Source organism: Streptomyces sp. JB150 (assembly GCF_011193355.1).
Lineage (GTDB): Bacteria > Actinomycetota > Actinomycetes > Streptomycetales > Streptomycetaceae > Streptomyces.
In genome coordinates this window covers 5,070,481-5,089,675 of record NZ_CP049780.1, presented here as the reverse complement: position 1 = coordinate 5,089,675, position 19,195 = coordinate 5,070,481, and the positions used below count along the sequence as shown (strand labels likewise).

Genomic DNA, 19,195 nt, shown 5'->3' with positions numbered 1-19,195 from the left:
GGCATCAAGGCGATACCGACTTTGTAAAGGCGATACCGATATGCGGACGAGGGGTTCCTCTGCCGCGACACCGTGACCTAGATTGCCAGCCCATTAAGCAGGTGATCAGTGAGGGGACGGAGTCGCCAAGATGTCGGAAGCGCCAGAAGTGAGCGCAGGGCCGGTGGTGACGCCCGTGCGCGTCGTCATCGCCCTCTGCCTCGTCGCACCGTTCGTGGCCATGCTGTGGGTCGGTTCGTATGCCAAGACCGACCCCGCCCTCGCCGGTATCCCGTTCTTCTACTGGTACCAGATGGCGTGGGTGGTCATCTCGACCGTGCTGACGATGATCGCTTTCAAGCTGTGGCAGCGTGACCAGCGCGCCCGCCGGGGCGGTGAGCAGCGATGAAGGACGGCGTGAACGGCGTCGCGCTCGCCGTCTTCATCTTCTTCTTCCTGGCCGTCACGGTCATGGGCTTCCTCGCCGCGCGCTGGCGCAAGGCGGAGAACGAGCACAGCCTCGACGAGTGGGGTCTGGGCGGCCGGTCGTTCGGCACCTGGATCACCTGGTTCCTGCTCGGCGGCGACCTTTACACGGCGTACACCTTCGTCGCCGTACCGGCGGCGATCTACGCGGCGGGCGCGGCCGGCTTCTTCGCCGTGCCGTACACGATCCTCGTCTATCCGCTCATCTTCACGTTCCTGCCGCGGCTGTGGTCGGTGTCGCACAAGCACGGCTATGTGACGACCTCGGACTTCGTGCGCGGGCGGTTCGGCTCGAAGGGGCTGTCGCTGGCGGTGGCGCTCACCGGCATCCTCGCCACCATGCCGTACATCGCGCTCCAGCTCGTCGGCATCCAGGCCGTACTGGACGTGATGGGCGTCGGCGGCGGCGAGGACACCAACTGGTTCATCAAGGACCTGCCGCTGCTGATCGCGTTCGGTGTGCTGGCCGCGTACACCTACTCGTCGGGTCTGCGGGCGCCGGCGCTCATCGCGTTCGTCAAGGACACCCTGATCTACCTCGTGATCGCCGTCGCGATCATCTACATCCCGATCAAGCTGGGCGGCTTCGACGACATCTTCGCCAAGGCGGGCGAGAAGTTCGAGACCACCGGGGCCGGCGGGCTGGTCCCGCCGGAGGCGGGCCAGTGGACGTACGCCACCCTGGCGCTCGGCTCCGCGCTGGCGCTGTTCATGTACCCGCACTCGATCACCGCGACGCTCTCCTCCAAGAGCCGTGAGGTGATCCGCCGCAACACCACGATCCTGCCGCTGTACTCGCTCATGCTGGGTCTGCTGGCGCTGCTGGGCTTCATGGCGATCGCCGCCGGGATCAAGGTGCAGAACGGCCAGCTGGCCATCCCGCAACTGTTCGAGGACATGTTCCCGGACTGGTTCGCGGGCGTGGCGTTCGCGGCGATCGGCATCGGCGCGCTGGTGCCCGCGGCCATCATGTCCATCGCGGCGGCCAACCTCTTCACCCGCAACATCTACAAGGACTTCATCCGGCCCGACGCCACGCCCGAGCAGGAGACCAAGGTCTCCAAGCTGGTGTCGCTGCTGGTGAAGGTGGGTGCGCTGGCCTTCGTCCTGACCATGGACAAGACCGTCGCCATCAACTTCCAGCTGCTCGGCGGCATCTGGATCCTGCAGACCTTCCCGGCCCTCGTCGGTGGCCTGTTCACCCGCTGGTTCCACCGCTGGGCGCTCATCGCCGGCTGGGCGGTCGGCATGATCTACGGCACGGTCGCCGCGTACGGGGTGGCCTCCCCGACGCAGAAGCACTTCGGCGGCTCGTCGAAGGAGATCCCGGGCATCGGGGAGATCGGCTACATCGGTCTGACCGCGTTCGTGCTGAACGTGATCGTGACGGTCGTCCTGACCTTCGTCCTGCGCGCGGCCAAGGCGCCCGACGGCGTGGACGAGACCAAGCCGGAGGACTACACGGCGGACGCGGGCGATCCGGGTGTGCAGGTGGAGCTGCCGCCGGCGACGGCCGGTTCGGCGCACTGAGCCCGGCGACGGCCTGCTCGGCGCACTGAGGCCGGGCGTGAGCCGGTCGTAGGGCGGGGCGTGAGCCCGGTGGGAGCCGGTAGGCGGGGCGTGAGCCGGTTCTGAGCAGGCTCCGGACAGCCGGTCGGCGGCGATCCGCGTGGTGCGGGTCGCCGCCGGCCGCGTGCGGGGTCCGGTCCTGTCCGGTCCGGTGGGCCGTCGTGTCCGTCGTCACCCCTGTCAGTCGCCCCCCCGTGTCAGTCGCCCCCCGTGTCAGTCGTCCCGCGTGCGCTGGGCCATCTCCGCCCAGAAGCGGTCCAGTTCACGGACGCGCATGCCCACCCAGTGCGGTGTCTTCCGGCGCAGGCCCCGGGGCAGGCAGCGGCGCCAGCGGCCGGGAAGGAGTGCCTGCTGCTGGCGGCAGAAGGGCTCGCGGATCTCGCCGCGCGGGACGCAGCCACGCGGCGGGTACGGGCAGAGCTGGAACGCGCAGTCCGGCAGGCAGGTCTCGCCGGGCGGGGGCAGCACCGAGGTCCCGGCCCGGAGCCCGGGCCGCAGCGGAGCCCGGTCGGTGCTGATGCACGGCGGCAGCAGCACGTCCGGCCGCTCCACGCGGGCCAGCCGCTCCTCGACCTCGTCCGGATGCCCGTCCCGCTCGATGAGGTTGAGCATCACCAGCACGTCGGCGACCAGGCGCTGGGCCCGCGGGTCGAGGGTGCTCCAGCCGGCCGCGGGCGGAATCCACAGGTTGTGCTTGCGGTACCCGCCGCTGCCGCGGGGCCGCGAGCCGATGGTGTCGGTGACGCCTTTCTCGTCGATCCACAGGAAGCGTTCCGGCTCGCCCGTCTCCAGGGCGAGGGCCACCAGGTCGCCCGCCTCGGCGACGAACGGGTGGAGCCGCCGCCGCTGCCCCTGCCCGCCGGACCCGCCCGACGCACCGGACCCGCCTGACCCACTGGACCCGACGGACCCACCGGGCGCCCGGTTCACCGTACCGGCCATCGACAGCCACCGTTCCACGGTCTGGACGGCGCTCGCCCCGCCGATGCCGGTGCCCCTGCGGCGCGTCCCGTCCGGGCGCTCGTCCGGCCCGCTGCCGGCGCGGCCGTGCTCGTGCCGGCCCGCGGTGTCCGGCAGCTCCCACAGGCACAGTGCCTGGAGCAGCGAGAGCTGGCTGTACCAGCAGCGGGACCGCTGGAGCACGGTCTCCGCCTGGCGGATCAGCTCCGCGCGGTTGCCCGGGTAGGTGTCCGGATGCCGTTTGCGGCGGTTCGCCGCGTACTTGAAGCCCTGGGCCAGCGCCGTCTCCAGGGCGAGCGGCAGATCGGGCGTGCCGCCGGTGTACTTCGGGTCCAGGTGGCGCAGCCACCGGGTCAGCCGCTCACGGGCCTCGTCGCGGTGCGCGTCGTCGACGGAGCCCAGCAGCATGGGCACCATCCAGGCCCGCATCACGAACTCCCGGAAGAGGGTGACCCGCCGTTCCCGGTAGCGCTGGTTCAACGCCCGTCGCCGGCGCATCAGTCCCTCGACCCGCTGCGGCGTCCGCGCCCGCGCGCTGCCCCGGGCGCTGCGGGCGCGCGTCATCTGCGCGGCCCACGCCTCGTACTCCCGCCGCTTCCAGGCTTTCAGGTCGTGGATCGCGGTGGTGTACTCCTCGATCGGATCGGTGGTCAGCCCGACCCGCTCCCGGATCACGGCGAACGCCGCGTTGCCCCCGCTGCCGAACTCCTGCGCGGCGGCCAGGCGGATCCGGTACGAGGGCTCCACGGTGCCCATCCGGAACAGCTGCCAGTACAGGGGAGTGGTGTCCATCCGGTCGGAGACCTGGCGCAGCGCCGCCCCGAGCTGTTTGAGCAGCCTGAGCTTGGCGTCCTGGAGGCTGCGCGGATCGCCCTTGAAGCGGGTCCAGCGGGCGTGCACGGCGGCGACGATGTCCGCGAGGAACCGCGGGTCGGCCTCCACACTCTCCACCTCGACGGCCGCCGCGTACAGGTCGAGGGCCTTGGGGTCGTCGGTACGGCGCTGGGCGGCGGCGTACAGCCGGCGGGCCAGGGTGCGTCCGCGCGCGGAGGTCTGCCGCCACCGCTCCCGGACCTCCTTGCCGAGCTCGGCGCGCACCCCGGCGCCGCCCGCCGTGAGTTCCGCCGCCCGGCGGCGGGACAGCAGGACGAGGGAGATGAGCAGTTCACGGCTGGGTCCGGGCGGCTGCAGCGCCTGTTCGACCAGCCGGCCGGCCTCCGGTTCGCCCAGGTGGTTGAGGACGCGGAAACCGAAGTAGGCCTGGATGATGCTGTGCGGGAAGCGGACCTTCTTCTCGAAGCCCTCGACGAGCTGCAGCTTGTCCGCGTTCCCGATGAAGGCGGCGAGCAGGGCGTGGCACTGGTCCCGGTTCCCCTCGCGCAGCCGCCGGCTGGTCTCGTCGCCGAGCCGGTCGCAGAGCGCGCCCCAGATCCGCTGGCGGTGCCATGCGGAGAAGACGGTGCCGTGTCCGCCGTACCGGTCGAAGCCGCGCCGGGCGGACCAGAGGTGGTCGGCGCGGGTACGGGCGCGCCGGGCGGGGCCGGCGTGGATGTCCTGGTCGAGCAACTCGGCGAAGCCGACCTCGAGTTTGTCCTGGAGCAGGCCCACGCAGGCGAGGGCGCAGACCACTTCCAGGGTCTCGCGCCGCTCGCGCGGGCCGACCGCCACGGTGTCCCGCAGCAGGCCGTCGCACAGCGCGGTCTCCCAGGTCTCCAGCAGCCACAGCCGCAGGGTGCCGCGGTCCCGGCTGCGGGTGTCGAGCCGGTAGGGGTCGTCGCGCGGGCGGTCCCGTTCGAGCAGGCCGTGCTGGTGCAGGTCGCGGGCGATCTGGAGGTAGATCGGCGACTCGGTGACCTCGGCCGTCTCCACGATCCAGTCCACCCGGCGCTCGTCGGTGTCGGGGACCCGGGAGGCGACGAAGTGCAGTGCCTCCTCCTCGCTCAGCGGCTCCAGCTCCACGATCGCGGCGGGTGTGCTCTCCAGCGGGCTGTGCGGCCGGGAGGCGATGACCAGGGGCAGTCGCTCGGCGTGGGCGCGTTCGATGGCGAGGCGGATGATGTTGTCCCGGCTCTGCTGCGCGCTCTCGTCGAGCAGGGCCTCCTCCAGGCCGTCGGCGATGACGACCACCTTGTCGTCGGCGAGCAGTTGCTGCCAGACCCGCTCGTTCTTGGTGCGGGCGAGGATGCCGCGCGGTGCTTCCTCGGCGAACCGCTGCTTGGCGAGCAGTTCGAAGTTCAGGGCGCTGCCGCGGTCCGCGTCGCGCAGCCGGACGGGCACCGGTACGGCCCGCTGCCGGGCGAGCAGCTCGGTCAGCCGTACCAGGACGGCGGTATTGCCCGCGCCGACGCCGCCGACGAGCAGGTACGGCCGCCGTGTCTCGCGCTGCCGCAGCCGCTCGGCGATCACCTGGGCGACCTCCTCGCGGCCCACGATCCGGTCGATGTCCGGTCCGGCGGTGAGCACCAGCCGGCGCGGGCAGGAGCGGGCGCGGGCGAGGTAGCGGCGCTTGGTCCAGCTGTACCACCAGAACAGGAAGAGGGCGGCGGCGACGGAGGCGGTGAGGACGGGGCCGATGAAGCGCAGGAGGTCGTCGAGGCCGTTGGTGTCGCCGCCCAGGCGGTCGATGGCGGTGTCCTTCCCGGTGGCGAGGTTGTAGACGGCCTCCCCGCACCAGGCGACGACCAGCAGCGCGCCCAGCAGCCAGATGATCCGGGTCACGGTGGTGTAGGAGAGCCATCGGCGCCATTTGCCGGGGCGGGTGGCGCCGCGCCGGGCCTCCAGACGGATCGTCAGGGCGTGCCAGTAGCCGAGCAGGCGGTGCCGCACCCGGCTCGCCGCGCGCCGCAGTTCGAGTGTCGACATCGGCGCGTCGCGCGGGCGCCGCCTGCCCGGCGGGTGCCGTACGACCCGTGTCACGGGACGGCCCCGGTCACGGTGCGGCCTTCGTCAGGGTGCGGCCTTGGTCACGGTGCGGCCTGGTCACGGTGCGGCCTTGGTCATGGTGCGGCCTTCGGCATGATGTGGCCTCTGGGTACGGCGCGCCCCTCGGCCTGGAGCGCCCCCGCCCCGGTCCGGCGACCCCCGGCATGACGCTTCTCCTTCACGGGAGTCCTGTTTCCATGGAATCACTCCGGCGGGGGCCCGCAACCCGGCTGCGGGGCCCCGGCGCCCCTGGGGAAAACCCCGGACGATGTCACACCCCTTCGGCACACTCGGTCCCATGGAGATCGTCATCCGCCCCGTCACGCCCGCCGAGTACGACGCCGTCGCCGAGCTCACCGCCCAGGCCTATCTCCGGGACGGCCTGCTCGACTTCGGGGAGAGCGACGCGTATCTGCACGAGCTGAGAGACGTGGCGAAACGGGCGGCCGCCGCGGAGGTGCTGGTCGCCGTGGCGAGGGAACAAGGGCGGGCGGCGGAGCAGGGACAGCGGCTGACGGAGGGGAGTGAGCGGGCGGCGGAGGAGGGAGAGCGGGTCGTCGGCGGTGTGACGTTCGTCCCCTCCGGTGGGCCGATGGCCGACATCGCGGGCCCCGGCGAGGCCGAGATACGCATGCTGGCCGTCGCGCACGAGGCCCGGCGCCGCGGGGTCGGCGCGGCCCTGGTGCGCGCCTGCGTCGACCGGGCCCGCGCCACCCCGGGCTGTGTCCGCGTCGTCCTGTCGTCCCAGCGCGCCATGCGCTCCGCCCACCGCGTCTACGAACGCCTGGGCTTCGTGCGCACCCCCGAGCGCGACTGGAAGCCGCTGCCGGAGTTGGACGACATCACTCTGCTCACCTATGAGTTGACCCTCTGAAACCGGCCCGACACAACATCTGGGGGTGCTACCGCCACCCGGCACAACATGTATGCTCATGCTCGCTGTCGCCGCAGGGGAATCCGGTGGGAATCCGGAACTGTCCCGCAACGGTGTACCCATACCCGTATAGGCGTGTATGGGAGTCAGTCCGAGGACCTGCCGACAGTGCGCCCGGCCGTCCGGTCCGGGCGCCCGACGTCCGGGCCTCGTGGAATGGGCCGGTGGACGCGACGCCCGCGTGCGCTCGTGAGCTGCCCCCTGCCCTCGCAGGCCCCCGTGCCGAGCGAGGGAGAGCCCCCACGTGACCATCGCGCCCGCAGATCCGGCCTCAGCAGCGGTCCCGTCCCACCCCGCAGCGGTCCCGTCCCACGACGCGGCCGTGCCGTCCCAGGACGCCGACGGTCCCGGCGCCGCGCTGCTGCGGACCCTGACCGAGCTGACCGCCGATCTCCCCGACGCCGACCCCGGCCGGGTCGCCGCCGCCGCGCTGCGCGGCCGCTCCGCCCGCGCGGACGAGACGGAGCTGCGCGAGCTGGCCACGGAGGCGGCCGCCGGGCTCATCTCCGAGGACCCGGCCTACAGCCGGCTGGCCGCCCGGCTGCTGGCGATCGGCATCACCGCCGAGGCCGCCTCGCAGGGCGTCACGTCGTTCACCGAGTCCGTCGCCGTCGGCCACCGCGAGGGCCTGATCGCCGACCGCACCGCCGCGTTCGTCCGGCTGCACGCCGAACGCCTGGACGCCCTCGTCGACCGCGCCGCCGACGACCGCTTCGGCTACTTCGGCCTGCGCACCCTGCACAGCCGCTATCTGCTGCGCCACCCGATCACCCGCAAGGTGATCGAGACGCCCCAGCACTTCCTGCTGCGCGTCGCCGCCGGTCTCGCCGAGGACGACACCACCCGCTCCGTGGAGGAGGTCGCGGCGCTCTACGGGCTCATGAGCCGCCTCGACTACCTCCCCTCCTCCCCCACGCTGTTCAACTCCGGCACCCGGCACCCCCAGATGTCGTCCTGCTACCTCCTGGACTCCCCCAAGGACGAGCTGGACTCCATCTACGACCGCTACCACCAGGTCGCCCGCCTGTCGAAGCACGCCGGCGGCATCGGCCTGTCGTACAGCCGGATCCGCGCGCGCGGTTCGCTGATCCGCGGCACCAACGGCCACTCCAACGGCATCGTCCCCTTCCTGAAGACCCTCGACGCCTCGGTCGCCGCGGTGAACCAGGGCGGCCGGCGCAAGGGCGCGGCCGCGGTCTACCTGGAGACCTGGCACGCCGACATCGAGGAGTTCCTGGAGCTGCGCGACAACACGGGCGAGGACGCCCGCCGCACGCACAACCTGAACCTCGCGCACTGGGTGCCGGACGAGTTCATGCGCCGCGTGAACGCCGACGAGCAGTGGTCGCTGTTCTCGCCGTCCGACGTGCCGGAGCTGGTCGACCTGTACGGCGAGGAGTTCGACGCGGCCTACCGCGCGGCCGAGGCGAAGGGCCTCGCGAAGAAGACCATGCCCGCCCGTGATCTGTACGGCCGGATGATGCGCACCCTCGCGCAGACCGGCAACGGCTGGATGACGTTCAAGGACGCCGCCAACCGCACCGCCAACCAGACCGCCGAGCCGGGCCACGTCATCCACTCCTCCAACCTCTGCACGGAGATCCTGGAGGTCACCGACGACGGCGAGACGGCGGTCTGCAACCTGGGCTCCGTCAACCTCGGCGCCTTCGTGGACCCGGCCCGTCAGGACATCGACTGGGAGCGGCTGGACGCCACCGTCCGCACCGCCGTCACGTTCCTCGACCGCGTCGTGGACATCAACTTCTACCCGACCGAGCAGGCGGGCCGCTCCAACGCCAAGTGGCGTCCGGTGGGCCTCGGCGCGATGGGTCTGCAGGACGTGTTCTTCAAGCTGCGGCTGCCCTTCGACTCGGCCGAGGCGAAGGCGCTGTCCACGCGGATCGCCGAGCGGATCATGCTCGCCGCGTACGAGGCGTCCGCCGACCTCGCCGAGCGCAACGGCCCGCTGCCCGCCTGGGAGAAGACCCGCACCGCGCGCGGGGTGCTGCACCCCGACCACTACGACGTGGAGCTGACCTGGCCGGAGCGCTGGGCGGCACTGCGGGAGCGGATCGCGTCGGTCGGCATGCGCAACTCGCTGCTGCTGGCCATCGCGCCGACCGCCACCATCGCCTCGATCGCGGGCGTCTACGAGTGCATCGAGCCGCAGGTGTCCAACCTGTTCAAGCGCGAGACGCTGTCCGGCGAGTTCCTCCAGGTCAACTCCTACCTGGTCGCCGACCTGAAGAAGCTCGGCGTGTGGGACGCCCGCACCCGTGAGGCGCTGCGCGACGCGAACGGCTCGGTGCAGGGCTTCGCGTGGATCCCCGAGGACGTCCGGCGGCTGTACCGCACGGCGTGGGAGATCCCGCAGCGCGGCCTGATCGACATGGCCGCGGCCCGCACCCCGTTCCTGGACCAGGCGCAGTCCCTGAACCTCTTCCTGGAGACGCCGACCATCGGCAAGCTCTCCTCGATGTACGCGTACGCCTGGAAGTCCGGGCTGAAGACGACGTACTACCTGCGTTCGCGCCCCGCGACGCGCATCGCCCGCGCCGCCCAGGCGCAGCAGCCCACCGTCCCCGTGCAGCAGACCGCCGACCCCGAGGCGGTCGCCTGCTCCCTTGAGAACCCCGAGTCCTGCGAGGCCTGCCAGTAATGACCACCCGTAACGCCAATCTCCTCGACCCGGGCTTCGAGCTGACCCTGCGCCCCATGCGCTACCCGGACTTCTACGAGCGCTACCGGGACGCCATCAAGAACACCTGGACCGTGGAGGAGGTCGACCTCCACTCGGACGTCGCCGACCTCGCCAAGCTGTCCCCGGGCGAGCAGCATCTGATCGGCCGGCTGGTCGCGTTCTTCGCGACGGGCGACTCGATCGTGGCGAACAACCTGGTGCTGACGCTGTACAAGCACATCAACTCGCCCGAGGCGCGCCTGTATCTGTCGCGCCAGCTGTTCGAGGAGGCCGTCCACGTCCAGTTCTATCTGACGCTGCTGGACACCTACCTGCCCGATCCGGACGACCGGGCGGCGGCCTTCGCGGCCGTGGAGAACATCCCGTCCATCCGGGAGAAGGCCGAGTTCTGCTTCAAGTGGATGGACTCGGTCGAGGAGATCGACCGGCTGGAGACCAAGGCCGACCGGCGCCGTTTCCTGCTGAACCTGATCTGCTTCGCCGCGTGCATCGAGGGCCTGTTCTTCTACGGCGCGTTCGCCTACGTCTACTGGTTCCGCAGCCGGGGCCTGCTGCACGGCCTGGCGACCGGCACCAACTGGGTGTTCCGCGACGAGACGATGCACATGTCCTTCGCGTTCGACGTGGTCGACACCGTCCGCAAGGAGGAGCCCGACCTCTTCGACGACCGGCTCCAGCAGGAGGTGACGGACATGCTGCGGGAGGCCGTCGAGGCGGAGCTGCAGTTCGCCCGCGACCTGTGCGGTGACGGCCTGCCGGGCATGAACACCGAGTCCATGCGGCAGTACCTGGAGTGCGTGGCCGACCAGCGCCTGACCCGGCTGGGCTTCGCCCCGGTGTACGGCTCGGAGAACCCGTTCTCCTTCATGGAGCTGCAGGGCGTCCAGGAGCTGACCAACTTCTTCGAGCGGCGCCCGTCCGCGTACCAGGTCGCGGTGGAGGGCACCGTGGACCTGGACGAGGACTTCTGAGGCTCCCGCGAGGCCATCGGTGCGACGCGGCCGGGGCCGGCCCGAGGAGCCGACCCCGGCCCTTCCGCCGTCACCTGGGCACGGGCCTCAGCAGCAGCCGCTGCGGCCGCAGCGTGATGCCGACGCGGGCGGCGTCGTCGGAGCCGGCCACCTGCTCGAAGCGGTACTTCGTCGCCGCGGCCGCCGTGATGAGCGTCAGCTGAGCCATCGAGAAGTGGTCGCTCGGGCACTTCCGATTACCCACACTGAAGGGGCTCATGGCATATTTCGGAATGTCCTTGGCCCGTTCCGGAAGCCATCGGTCGGGGTCGAAGTCGAGGTGGCGGTCGTACGATTGCGGGTCGCGCTGGATCGCGTACGGGCTGTACACGATGTCGGCTCCCGCCGGAATGCGATAGTCGCCGAGGATGGTGTCAGTCAGCGCCCGCCTGGTCAATATCCAGACGGCCGGGCGCAAACGCATCGCCTCGACGACGACATTGTTGGTGTGCCGCAGCTTGCGGACGTCCTCGAATGCCACCGGACGCCCACCGGTTACGGATTCAACCTCTTCCCGGACCTTGTCCGCGTGTTCGGGATGTTCCGCGAGCACCTGGAGCAGCCACATGATCGTGGAGGCGACGGTTTCGCTTCCGGGGGTGAGTATCGCGACGACCTGGTCGTGGATCTCCTGCTCCCCGATGGGCTCACCATTCTCGTCCTTTGCCTCCAGCAATGCCGTCAGCAAATCGTCCGGCTTTTGACCGGATGCCCGGCGCTCGGCGATGATCTCGTCGACGAGCAGATGCAAATCGGCCAGAGCGCGGTTGAGTTCGCGGTTGGCGGGCAGCGGCAGCCGGTACAGCGGCCCCAGCGGGATCACCATCCGCCGGTACATGCCCTGGAAGACGACGGCGAGCGCGGTGCACAGCCGCTCGGCCCGCTCGTCCATGTACTGGCCGCGCAGCAGGCAACGGGCGGCGATCCGCACGGCCACCCGGAACGACTCGGCGGTGCAGTCGATGGTCTCGCCGGGCCGCCAGCGGGTGGTCAGCGCGTGCGCCTCCTCCTCCATGACCGGCCCGTAGGCGGGGATGGCGTCCAGCCGGAAGGCGGGCTGGATGGTGCGGCGCTGGCGGCGGTGGCGGGGGCCGTTGGCGGTGGCCACGCCCTCCTTGCCGAGCAGGCCCTCCAGGGACTCCCACAGCGGCCCGTCGATCTTGAAGTCGGGGCTGAGGGCGAGGGCGCCGGTGAGCGCGGGGGTGGTGACCGCGTACACCGTCTTGGGGCCGAGCCTGAGCCGGACGACGTCGCCGTGCTCGCGCAGCCGGGACATGAAGGCCAGCGGGTCGCGGACGAGCTTCGGTCCGTGGCCGAGGAGCGGTACGGCTCCGCCGGCGAGGGGCGGTTCGCGCAGTTCCGGTGCCCGGCCGGAGTCGTGGGCCGCGGGCTTGACGGACTCGACGGTCATTTCTCACCTGCCGCTTCGTTGTCGACGTACGGGGGCGTGGACCGGTCGTCCCAGCTGTCCACCCGATACCGGCCGGACTCGTGGTGGAACCAGTACACGGAGCTGAACCAGTTCCGCATATTCGCGACGCAGGTGCGCACGGCGACGGCGAGTTCCTTTCCGCGCACCGTTCCGTCGTCGAGGCTGTCGGCGAACCGCAGTGCCTCCCGCTCGGCGGTGACGAAATCGGATATGCATCGCTCGACGCGCTGCCGGACTTCAGCGATCGCTTCTTCCAGGGTCAGCCCTTCATGGGTGATGAGACTGATGCCGAGATTATGGACCTCGTCTCCCGCGATTTCCTTGGGCAGCGAACAGAGGTCGTTGTACCAGGCGGCGAATTCCTGACTGAGCAAGGCCGCCCGCCAAAATGCCGGGTGTTTCCGCACCGGGTCCGGCAGTTCGATTCCCGCGCTCGGTTCCAGCAGATCGGTCCAGATCCAGTGCGCGAAGGTGAGCCGGCGCAGTTCCAGGTATTCCTCGACCGAAGGCACGACTCCCTCGGTACGGTTGCGGAATTCCCGGTCGTACGCCTCGATCACCGCGTGGAAGTGGCGGGCGAACCGCGCGTTCCAGGTGCCGGGCAGGAACGAGTACAGCCGCAGCACACTGTCCGCGAAGGCGGCCACCACCGGGTCCTCGTGACGCAGGTGGCCCCGGGGGTGGTCGAGGGCCGTGTGCAGACGGGCGCGCAGCCGGTCCCAGGCCTGCGGGCGGCGGTGCACGATGTCCCGGTCGTGGCGGTCGTCCCAGACGAAGAACCAGGCGCTGTAGTCCCCGATCGCCTGCATGACCTCCTCGGGAGCGCCGAGGTAGTACCCGGCCATCAGGTCGGTGTAGCACAGGCCGTCGGCATGTTCCTCCACCTTGTCCGCCGGCATCAGCCGCTTTTCCAGTAGCCAGGTACGGGTCTTCTCCTGGAGCCTGGGCCAATACGGGTGCAATTGCCTGGGAAACGCCGCCTCGATCACCGGAAGTGCGAGCGACGGTGGAACGGCGACCGCGGTCGCGGTGGTGCTGTGTGGGAAAGCAGGCACGAACAAACCCCTCTCAGCCGCCGGTCGGCACACACCCCTCGGCCGTGCCGGGCGTGCGCCGTTGCGTAACCCCGCACTTCCCATTCAGCACTACAACTGACCGTCCTGGGAACGGATTTGCGGTACTCACTCCCCCATACTGCCGAGACACCCCGCTTGCGTGACCGGTTCTGGATCGGCGCGGAAGTGACGCGTGCGAACCTACGACGCGCAGACGAACGGCGCCTGGTCAGGAAACGAAACCTGGCCAGACGCCGTGCGAAACGCGCCCGACGGGCGCGCGGAACTCACTCGTTGGGGACCACGGGGTACCGGGGCTCGTTCTCGGCCATCTGCCGCAGCGCGTCCTTGCGGTCCCGCTTGGAGAGCCGGTCGATGTACAGGTAGCCGTAGAGGTGGTCCGTCTCGTGCTGCAAACACCGGGCGAAGTACCCGGTGCCGCGCACCTTGATCGGGTTGCCGTACTCGTCCTGGCCGGTCACCTCGGCGTAGTCGGGCCGGGCCAGCGGCATGTACGCGGTCGGCACCGACAGGCAGCCCTCGTTGCTGTCGTCGAGGCGGCGCCGGTCCGCGGGCAGCTCGACCAGCTTCGGGTTGCACACCACGCCAACGTGGCGCACGCCCTCGTCGTCCGGGCAGTCGTAGACGAACACCTTGCGGTCGACGCCGATCTGGTTCGCGGCCAGGCCCACGCCCTCGGCGGTGCGCTGCGAGGCGAACATGTCGTCGACCAGCTTGCGCAGTTCGTCGTCGAACTCGGTGACGTCCTGGCACTCCTTGTGCAGCACCGGGTTCCCGACGACGGTGATCGGCCGGGAGGTGCCACGCTCCCGGTACGCCCGCTCGCGCTCCTCGCAGTCCTCCGTGTCGATGACGAAGCCCTCGTCGTCCACGGGGAGCACGCCCACGTGCTGCTGATCGGTGTCCTGCTGCGCCATGACCGACGTATGCCTTCCTAGGAAAAACAAGGGTGCGATGCGCATCCAGGGTACGGGCAACGCACCCCTCGGGGGCGCGCGGAACGACGCGACCAGCCTCGACGGGCGCCCACCCGGCAAGGGCGCTAGCAGACCTCTTCGAGGTCCCGCCAGTCCCTGGAGTCCGGGCTGTCCGCCACCCACCCGTCCAGCAGACCCCGGACCAGTGAGGCCGGCGCGGCCACCCCGCACTCCCGTTCCGGCACCCACAGCTGCCCGTCGGTGCGGTGCCCCAGCGGACCCGGATGCCCCGGCTCGCTGTGGTCGTGGGGATCGAGATGCTCCCCGTCCCCCTCGTCCGCCGGCATCCGCGACTCCGAGCACATCCGGCACAGCAGCCGCACCGACGACGACCAGTCCTCCGCGGCGAACCCGGCCTCCGCGGCCAGCTGCTCCAGCGCGTCCCGGTCCGCCTCGGTGGCCGCCTCCAGCAGCACCACCCAGGTCGGCACCGGCGAGGGCGCCCACAGCTCGATCTCGTCGAAGACGGGGTAGATGTGCCCGGCGGCCGTGGTCCGCTCCCCGTGCGGCACCCCGTCGTGCAGCACGACCTCGCCCCAGCGCCGTCCGGACGACGGCAGCGGGATCGACAGCACCTCCATCCGGGCCGGGTCGAGCCGGCGCCCCCACACCACCTCGGCCTCGCCCTCGGGCGACAGCCGCACCGCCGCGCTGCCCAGGTCCATGCCGACGGGCTCGCCGGAGTCCGTGGCACCGCCGGGCACGTGCAGCCCGTACGCCTGCCAGGCGCGCCGGGCCAGCGGCCAGTCCTGGAGGGCGGTGGCGGCGATGCCGACGTTCCACCAGTCGGGCGCCCCGGTCTCCCGGTCCAGCAGCGCGACGGCCCGCAGGCCCGCGGCCCGCGCCTGCTCCCAGTCGTGCCGGAACTTGTGCAGCAGCGCGAGGTTGAACCAAGACTCCGACAGCCAGGGTTCCAGATCGGCGGCGCGTGTCAGCAACGCGCCCGCGTCCTCGTACCGGCCGTCGCCGATGAGCGTGAACGCACGGTCGGTGGCCTGCCGCCAGGAGGCGGAGGGCCGGTGCCGTCCCTTGCCGAAGATCCTCACGATTCCCGCCTGCCAGTTCCGTGGAGTGGGCCGGCTGTGTCCCCGGACAGCCTCTCGGACTCCCTCTCCTTCGCATCCAACCACGTACGCCTGGAAGGGCGCTCATTACCCATGGGTTACCCACCCACGGGCAGGGTCAGACAGTCCCGCGACAGCACCCGGGCCAGCGCTTCCACCACCTCCGGGGCGTACTCCCCCGCCGCCGCGAGGCGCAGTTCCTCCAGCGCCGTGAGGGGCCCGCCGGGTCCGGCGCCCTGGGCCTTCTCCTCGTACGCGTTGACCACCCGGACGATCCGCGCGGCGAGCGGCTGCTCCGCGCACGGGTCGGCCTGCCGCTCCACGATCTCGGCGACCTGCGGGCTCACCCCGGTCTGCCGGACGACGGCCCCGCCGAGCAGGGCGATCCTGCGCTGCTCGGCGGCGGGCAGCGTGGCGGTGGCCCCGGCGGGCACCGGGTCGACCAGGCTGAGCTGCCCGATGTCGTGCATCAGCGCCGCGTACTCCAGGACCGTCAGCTCGGCCTCGGACAGGCCCAGGTCGCGGCCGACGGCCCGGCTGAGCGCGGCGACCCGGCGGGCGTGCCCGGCGGGGGTGTAGCCGGCGATCTCGGTGGCGCGGGCCAGGGAGGCGATGGTCTGCCGGTAGGTGGCGCGTACGGCGGCGTACCGGCGGACGGCGAGCTGGGTGAGCAGCAGCGGCACGCTGAACACGGGCAGCGCCCACAGCCCGGCGACGGCGACCCCGAGCGCGATCACGACGCCGGTCGCGCACACCGCGGAGCCGGCACCGGACAGGGCCCGCAGCTCGTCCCGGAGCAGCGGCCCGAACGGCCAGCCGGTGCGCGAGCCCGCCAGCGCGGCGGCCAGCACGGCGTCGCACAGCGCGGTCAGGGCGAGCAGTGCCACCAGCAGCAGACCGTAGGCGGGGCCGGTCCAGCCGTCGAAGACGCCCCGGTTGTACAGCGGTTGGAAGCAGGCGGCGGCGAAGCCGGCGGTGAGCACCCGCCGGGCCAGGTCGTCGGACGTCGGCCCCTGGCCGCGCGCGAGGTGCGGGACGCAGCCGGCCAGCGACGCGGCGAGGACGACGGAGACGACCTGGGCGACGCCGTGGCCCGTGGGCCGGCCGGCGTTCTCGCCGAGCAGGGCGTAGGACAGCGCCCCGGCGGCGCCGACCGGCGCGGCCTCCCGGATCCGCTCGGTCCCGGTCCACCGGGTCAGCTCCCCGAGGGCGACCAGCGCGCCGAACGCCAGCGCGACACCGCGCTCCGCGAGGCCGGTGCCGAGCGTGGCGGCGAGGCAGAGAGCGCTGAGCAGGGCGGCACAGGTGTGGATGAGGGTGCGCGGCAGGCAGGTCGTCACCGGCGGGCCTCCTGCCGGCCGGGGGCCGCGCCGCCGTCCCGACCGGCCGCGGGGGGCGGGCCTCCGGACACCTCCCGCCCTGCTTCCCCGCGGTCGACTCCCTCGCGCCCGACTGCCTCGCGTCCGGCCTCCCCGTGGCCGGCGCGAGACGAGGACGGCGGTCGCGGTGCCGGGACCTCGTCGGCGGTCACCGCCGGACGCCAGCCGTAGGTGCCGAGGGCCCGCGCCAGCGCGTCCACCATCCGCGGGTCGAACTGGGTCCCCGCGCACCGCTCCAGCTCCGCGAGCGCCGCCTCGACGGGCCGGGCCCGCCGGTAGCTGCGGGTGGAGGTCATCGCGTCGAAGGCGTCGGCGACGGCGACGACCCGCGCCGACTCGGGGATCCGGTCGCCGACGAGCCCGTAGGGGTAGCCGCTGCCGTCCATCCGCTCGTGGTGGTGCAGGACGGCGGCCCGCGCCTCGCCGAGGAAGGAGATGCCCCGCACCATCTCGTGCCCGTACTCCGGGTGCAGCTCGATGATCCGCCGCTCCTCGGGGGTCAGCGGCCCGTCCTTGCGCAGCAGCCGGGTGGGCACGCCCAGCTTGCCCACGTCGTGCAGGATGCCCGCGAACCGCAGCACCTCGACCCGCTCGTCGTCCATGCCCAGCTCGCGGGCGATCATCATGGAGGCCTGGCCGACCCGCTCGCCGTGACCGCGGGTGTACCCGTCCTTGATCTCGACGGCCTGCACGAGCGCCCGGATGGTGGCCTGGTGGGCGGCCCGCTCGCGGTGGTACTGGGCGAAGGCCCACCAGGAGACGCACATCGGCAGCAGTACGAGCAGGGAGGCGGCCGGCCCGTAGCGGCTGCGCCACAGCACGGCCATCATCAGGCCGGCCAGCCCGTGCACGGCGAGCGGCGCGAGCGAGCGCGTGAACAGCCCCCGCCAGGCCCGGCGGGCCGGCACCCGCTCGGCGGCCAGCAGGACGCCGCCGTCGAGGAGGGCGAGGACCGCGCAGAACACCAGCAGCGCGGCGGCGGCGGGCAGCAGCGCGTACGGGAAGTCGGCGGAGGCGACGGCGGCCCGCCCGCCCAGCAGCCCGAAGACCCGGGCCGCGGCCCACACCGCGAGGACCGGCTCGGCGGCCCGCCAGATCCGGCGCAGCAGCACCGGCCGCTGGTCGACCCGGGCGAGCAGCGCCCCCGGGAGCGCGACGAGCGCGGCGGCGGGCGGCGGCAGCAGAAAGGCGCCTGCCAGCAGCACGGGCTGGCAGGCGCCGGGCGACCGGCGGGCGGTGATCCACTCACCGGCGGCGTACAGGGCCGCCGGCAGCGCGACCGCCCACCAGGGGACGCGCGTCGTGGGCAGTGGAGCCAGACAGATCAGCGCGGCGAGGGCGACACCGGCGACGTACGCCCGGGCCCGTGCCGGAACGGTCTCCATGACGACGTCCCTCCCCAGCCCCCGTCCCTGTCTGTCCAGGCTCGGAGCCTAGGGTGGCCGGGGGGAGGGTGCGGGCCGATGGTCCGCCGATTAGCACATTCGGGTGACGCGACCCCGCCGGGCGGGTTCAGGACTCCTGGGATGTCGCCGTCACGTCGTGCTCGGGCACGGTCTGCCCGGAGCGGATCAGCTCGATCCGCCCCATGACCTTGGCGCGCAGGTCGGTCGGCACCTCGTCGTGCCCGCAGCACCGCTTGACCAGCTTCTTCACCGCCTGCTCCAGTCCGTACTTCTCCAGGCAGGGCGAGCATTCCTCGAAGTGGTGCTGGAACTTGTCCCGGTCGAGGGGCGGCATCTCACTGTCGAGGAACTCGTACAGATGGTCCAGGACCTCACTGCAGTCCGTCTCGTGCGGCTCTCCGCAGCTCATGAGCCCGAGCCTTTCGCTTCGTTCGACGACTCTCCGGCGCCGGCCGGGACCAGCCCGCGCTCGCGGGCGTAGTCCTCGAGCATGCCGCGCAGTTGACGGCGGCCCCGGTGCAGCCGGGACATCACCGTTCCGATGGGTGTCCCCATGATGTCCGCGATCTCCTTGTACGCAAAGCCCTCGACATCGGCCAGGTACACGGCGATGCGGAACTCCTCGGGGATCGCCTGGAGGGCTTCCTTCACGTCCGAGTCGGGCAGGTGGTCGAGCGCCTGCGACTCCGCGGAGCGCAGCCCCGTCGACATGTGCGACTCGGCGCGGGCGAGCTGCCAGTCCTCGATCTCCTCGGCCGCGCTGCGCTGCGGTTCACGCTGCTTCTTGCGGTAGGAGTTGATGAAGGTGTTGGTGAGGATCCGGTACAGCCAGGCCTTCAGGTTGGTGCCCTCGCGGAACTGGTGGAAGGACGCGTACGCCTTGGCGTACGTCTCCTGCACCAGGTCCTCGGCGTCGGCCGGGTTGCGCGTCATGCGCAGTGCGGCCGAGTACATCTGGTCGAGGAATTCGAGCGCGTCCCGCTCGAAGCGCGCGCTGCGCTCGGCGGTGGTCTCCGCACTCGTGTCCGCGCTGATGCCCTGGCCCTCGGGCAGCTCCGCCTGGCCGTTGTCGGTCCCTGCGTCGGTACCGCTGACCGGACCCACCTCCTCGAAAATCGTTGCGGGGCCGAAACCAGTCCCACTCGAATCGGAGGATAGACGACGATCCGGTCCGCCCGCCGCCCGAACAGGGGCGGTCTTGGCCGCGTGCAGCACCGTCCAGTCCAGGTCAGAGCGGCTGCTACGGCTCGGGCAGAAGGTCGAACCCATGCGGCGGACTTCCTCTCCAACGACATCGGTG

14 protein-coding genes and 1 riboswitch are annotated in these 19,195 nt (G+C 71.6%); of the genes, 5 read left to right on the top strand and 9 right to left on the bottom strand.

The window, feature by feature from the left end; genetic code table 11:
• Positions 1–130 precede the first annotated feature (130 nt).
• Together G7Z13_RS23640 and G7Z13_RS23635 are read left to right on the top strand one after the other, a co-directional pair.
• Positions 131–388 carry a DUF3311 domain-containing protein gene (locus G7Z13_RS23640; RefSeq protein ID WP_166002240.1) on the top strand — a complete coding sequence of 86 codons (258 nt, stop codon included), beginning with the start codon at positions 131–133 and terminating at the stop codon, positions 386–388.
• Positions 385–1,995, top strand: a complete 1,611-nt coding sequence (locus G7Z13_RS23635; RefSeq protein ID WP_166002239.1) for a sodium:solute symporter family protein — start codon at positions 385–387, stop codon at positions 1,993–1,995. The genes G7Z13_RS23640 and G7Z13_RS23635 overlap by 4 nt, the downstream gene beginning before the upstream one ends.
• A gap of 252 nt (positions 1,996–2,247) precedes the next feature.
• Here G7Z13_RS23635 and G7Z13_RS23630 read toward each other — a convergent pair whose 3' ends face one another.
• Positions 2,248–5,856: an ATP-binding protein gene (locus G7Z13_RS23630; RefSeq protein WP_240926329.1), complete on the bottom strand. Its 3,609-nt coding sequence runs from the start codon at positions 5,854–5,856 to the stop codon at positions 2,248–2,250.
• A 358-nt stretch (positions 5,857–6,214) separates the two neighbouring features.
• On the opposite strand from G7Z13_RS23630, the gene G7Z13_RS23625 reads away from it, so the two are divergent.
• The 3 genes from G7Z13_RS23625 to G7Z13_RS23615 all read left to right on the top strand — a co-directional run bounded on the left by G7Z13_RS23625 (position 6,215) and on the right by G7Z13_RS23615 (position 10,522).
• The gene (locus G7Z13_RS23625) at positions 6,215–6,790 is read left to right on the top strand and encodes a GNAT family N-acetyltransferase (RefSeq protein ID WP_166002237.1); all 576 of its coding nucleotides are present in this window, start codon (positions 6,215–6,217) and stop codon (positions 6,788–6,790) included.
• Between the two features lie 77 nt (positions 6,791–6,867).
• A riboswitch (cobalamin riboswitch) is annotated at positions 6,868–6,950 on the top strand.
• A gap of 222 nt (positions 6,951–7,172) precedes the next feature.
• On the top strand, positions 7,173–9,509 hold the full coding sequence (locus G7Z13_RS23620) for a ribonucleoside-diphosphate reductase subunit alpha (RefSeq protein WP_166005236.1): 2,337 nt from the start codon (positions 7,173–7,175) through the stop codon (positions 9,507–9,509).
• Entirely contained in the window at positions 9,509–10,522 is a 1,014-nt protein-coding gene (locus tag G7Z13_RS23615) for a ribonucleotide-diphosphate reductase subunit beta (protein WP_166002236.1), read from the top strand. Before G7Z13_RS23620 ends, G7Z13_RS23615 begins: the two co-directional genes overlap by 1 nt.
• Positions 10,523–10,592: 70 nt before the next feature.
• Here G7Z13_RS23615 and G7Z13_RS23610 read toward each other — a convergent pair whose 3' ends face one another.
• The 8 genes from G7Z13_RS23610 to G7Z13_RS23575 form a co-directional block, all read right to left on the bottom strand.
• Positions 10,593–11,972 (bottom strand): cytochrome P450, encoded by a 1,380-nt coding sequence (locus G7Z13_RS23610; RefSeq protein ID WP_166002235.1) that lies wholly within the window; start codon positions 11,970–11,972, stop codon positions 10,593–10,595.
• Positions 11,969–13,048 carry an epi-isozizaene synthase gene (gene cyc1 / locus G7Z13_RS23605; RefSeq protein ID WP_206313229.1) on the bottom strand — a complete coding sequence of 360 codons (1,080 nt, stop codon included), beginning with the start codon at positions 13,046–13,048 and terminating at the stop codon, positions 11,969–11,971. Before cyc1 ends, G7Z13_RS23610 begins: the two co-directional genes overlap by 4 nt.
• 287 nt (positions 13,049–13,335) lie before the next feature.
• Positions 13,336–13,986: a peptide deformylase gene (gene def / locus G7Z13_RS23600; RefSeq protein WP_166002233.1), complete on the bottom strand. Its 651-nt coding sequence runs from the start codon at positions 13,984–13,986 to the stop codon at positions 13,336–13,338.
• A 125-nt stretch (positions 13,987–14,111) separates the two neighbouring features.
• A complete protein-coding gene (locus G7Z13_RS23595; protein ID WP_166002232.1) occupies positions 14,112–15,092 on the bottom strand; it encodes a hypothetical protein in 981 nt (326 codons plus the stop codon).
• 116 nt (positions 15,093–15,208) lie between these two features.
• Complete coding sequence (locus G7Z13_RS23590) at positions 15,209–16,450, bottom strand: HD domain-containing protein (RefSeq protein WP_166002231.1); 1,242 nt, start codon at positions 16,448–16,450, stop codon at positions 15,209–15,211.
• Positions 16,447–17,874, bottom strand: a complete 1,428-nt coding sequence (locus G7Z13_RS23585; protein ID WP_166002230.1) for an HD-GYP domain-containing protein — start codon at positions 17,872–17,874, stop codon at positions 16,447–16,449. The genes G7Z13_RS23590 and G7Z13_RS23585 overlap by 4 nt, the downstream gene beginning before the upstream one ends.
• Positions 17,875–18,001: 127 nt before the next feature.
• Positions 18,002–18,304, bottom strand: a complete 303-nt coding sequence (gene rsrA / locus G7Z13_RS23580) for a mycothiol system anti-sigma-R factor (RefSeq protein WP_166002229.1) — start codon at positions 18,302–18,304, stop codon at positions 18,002–18,004.
• Complete coding sequence (locus G7Z13_RS23575; RefSeq protein ID WP_206313135.1) at positions 18,301–18,999, bottom strand: sigma-70 family RNA polymerase sigma factor; 699 nt, start codon at positions 18,997–18,999, stop codon at positions 18,301–18,303. The genes rsrA and G7Z13_RS23575 overlap by 4 nt, the downstream gene beginning before the upstream one ends.
• Between the last annotated feature and the right edge of the window lie 196 nt (positions 19,000–19,195).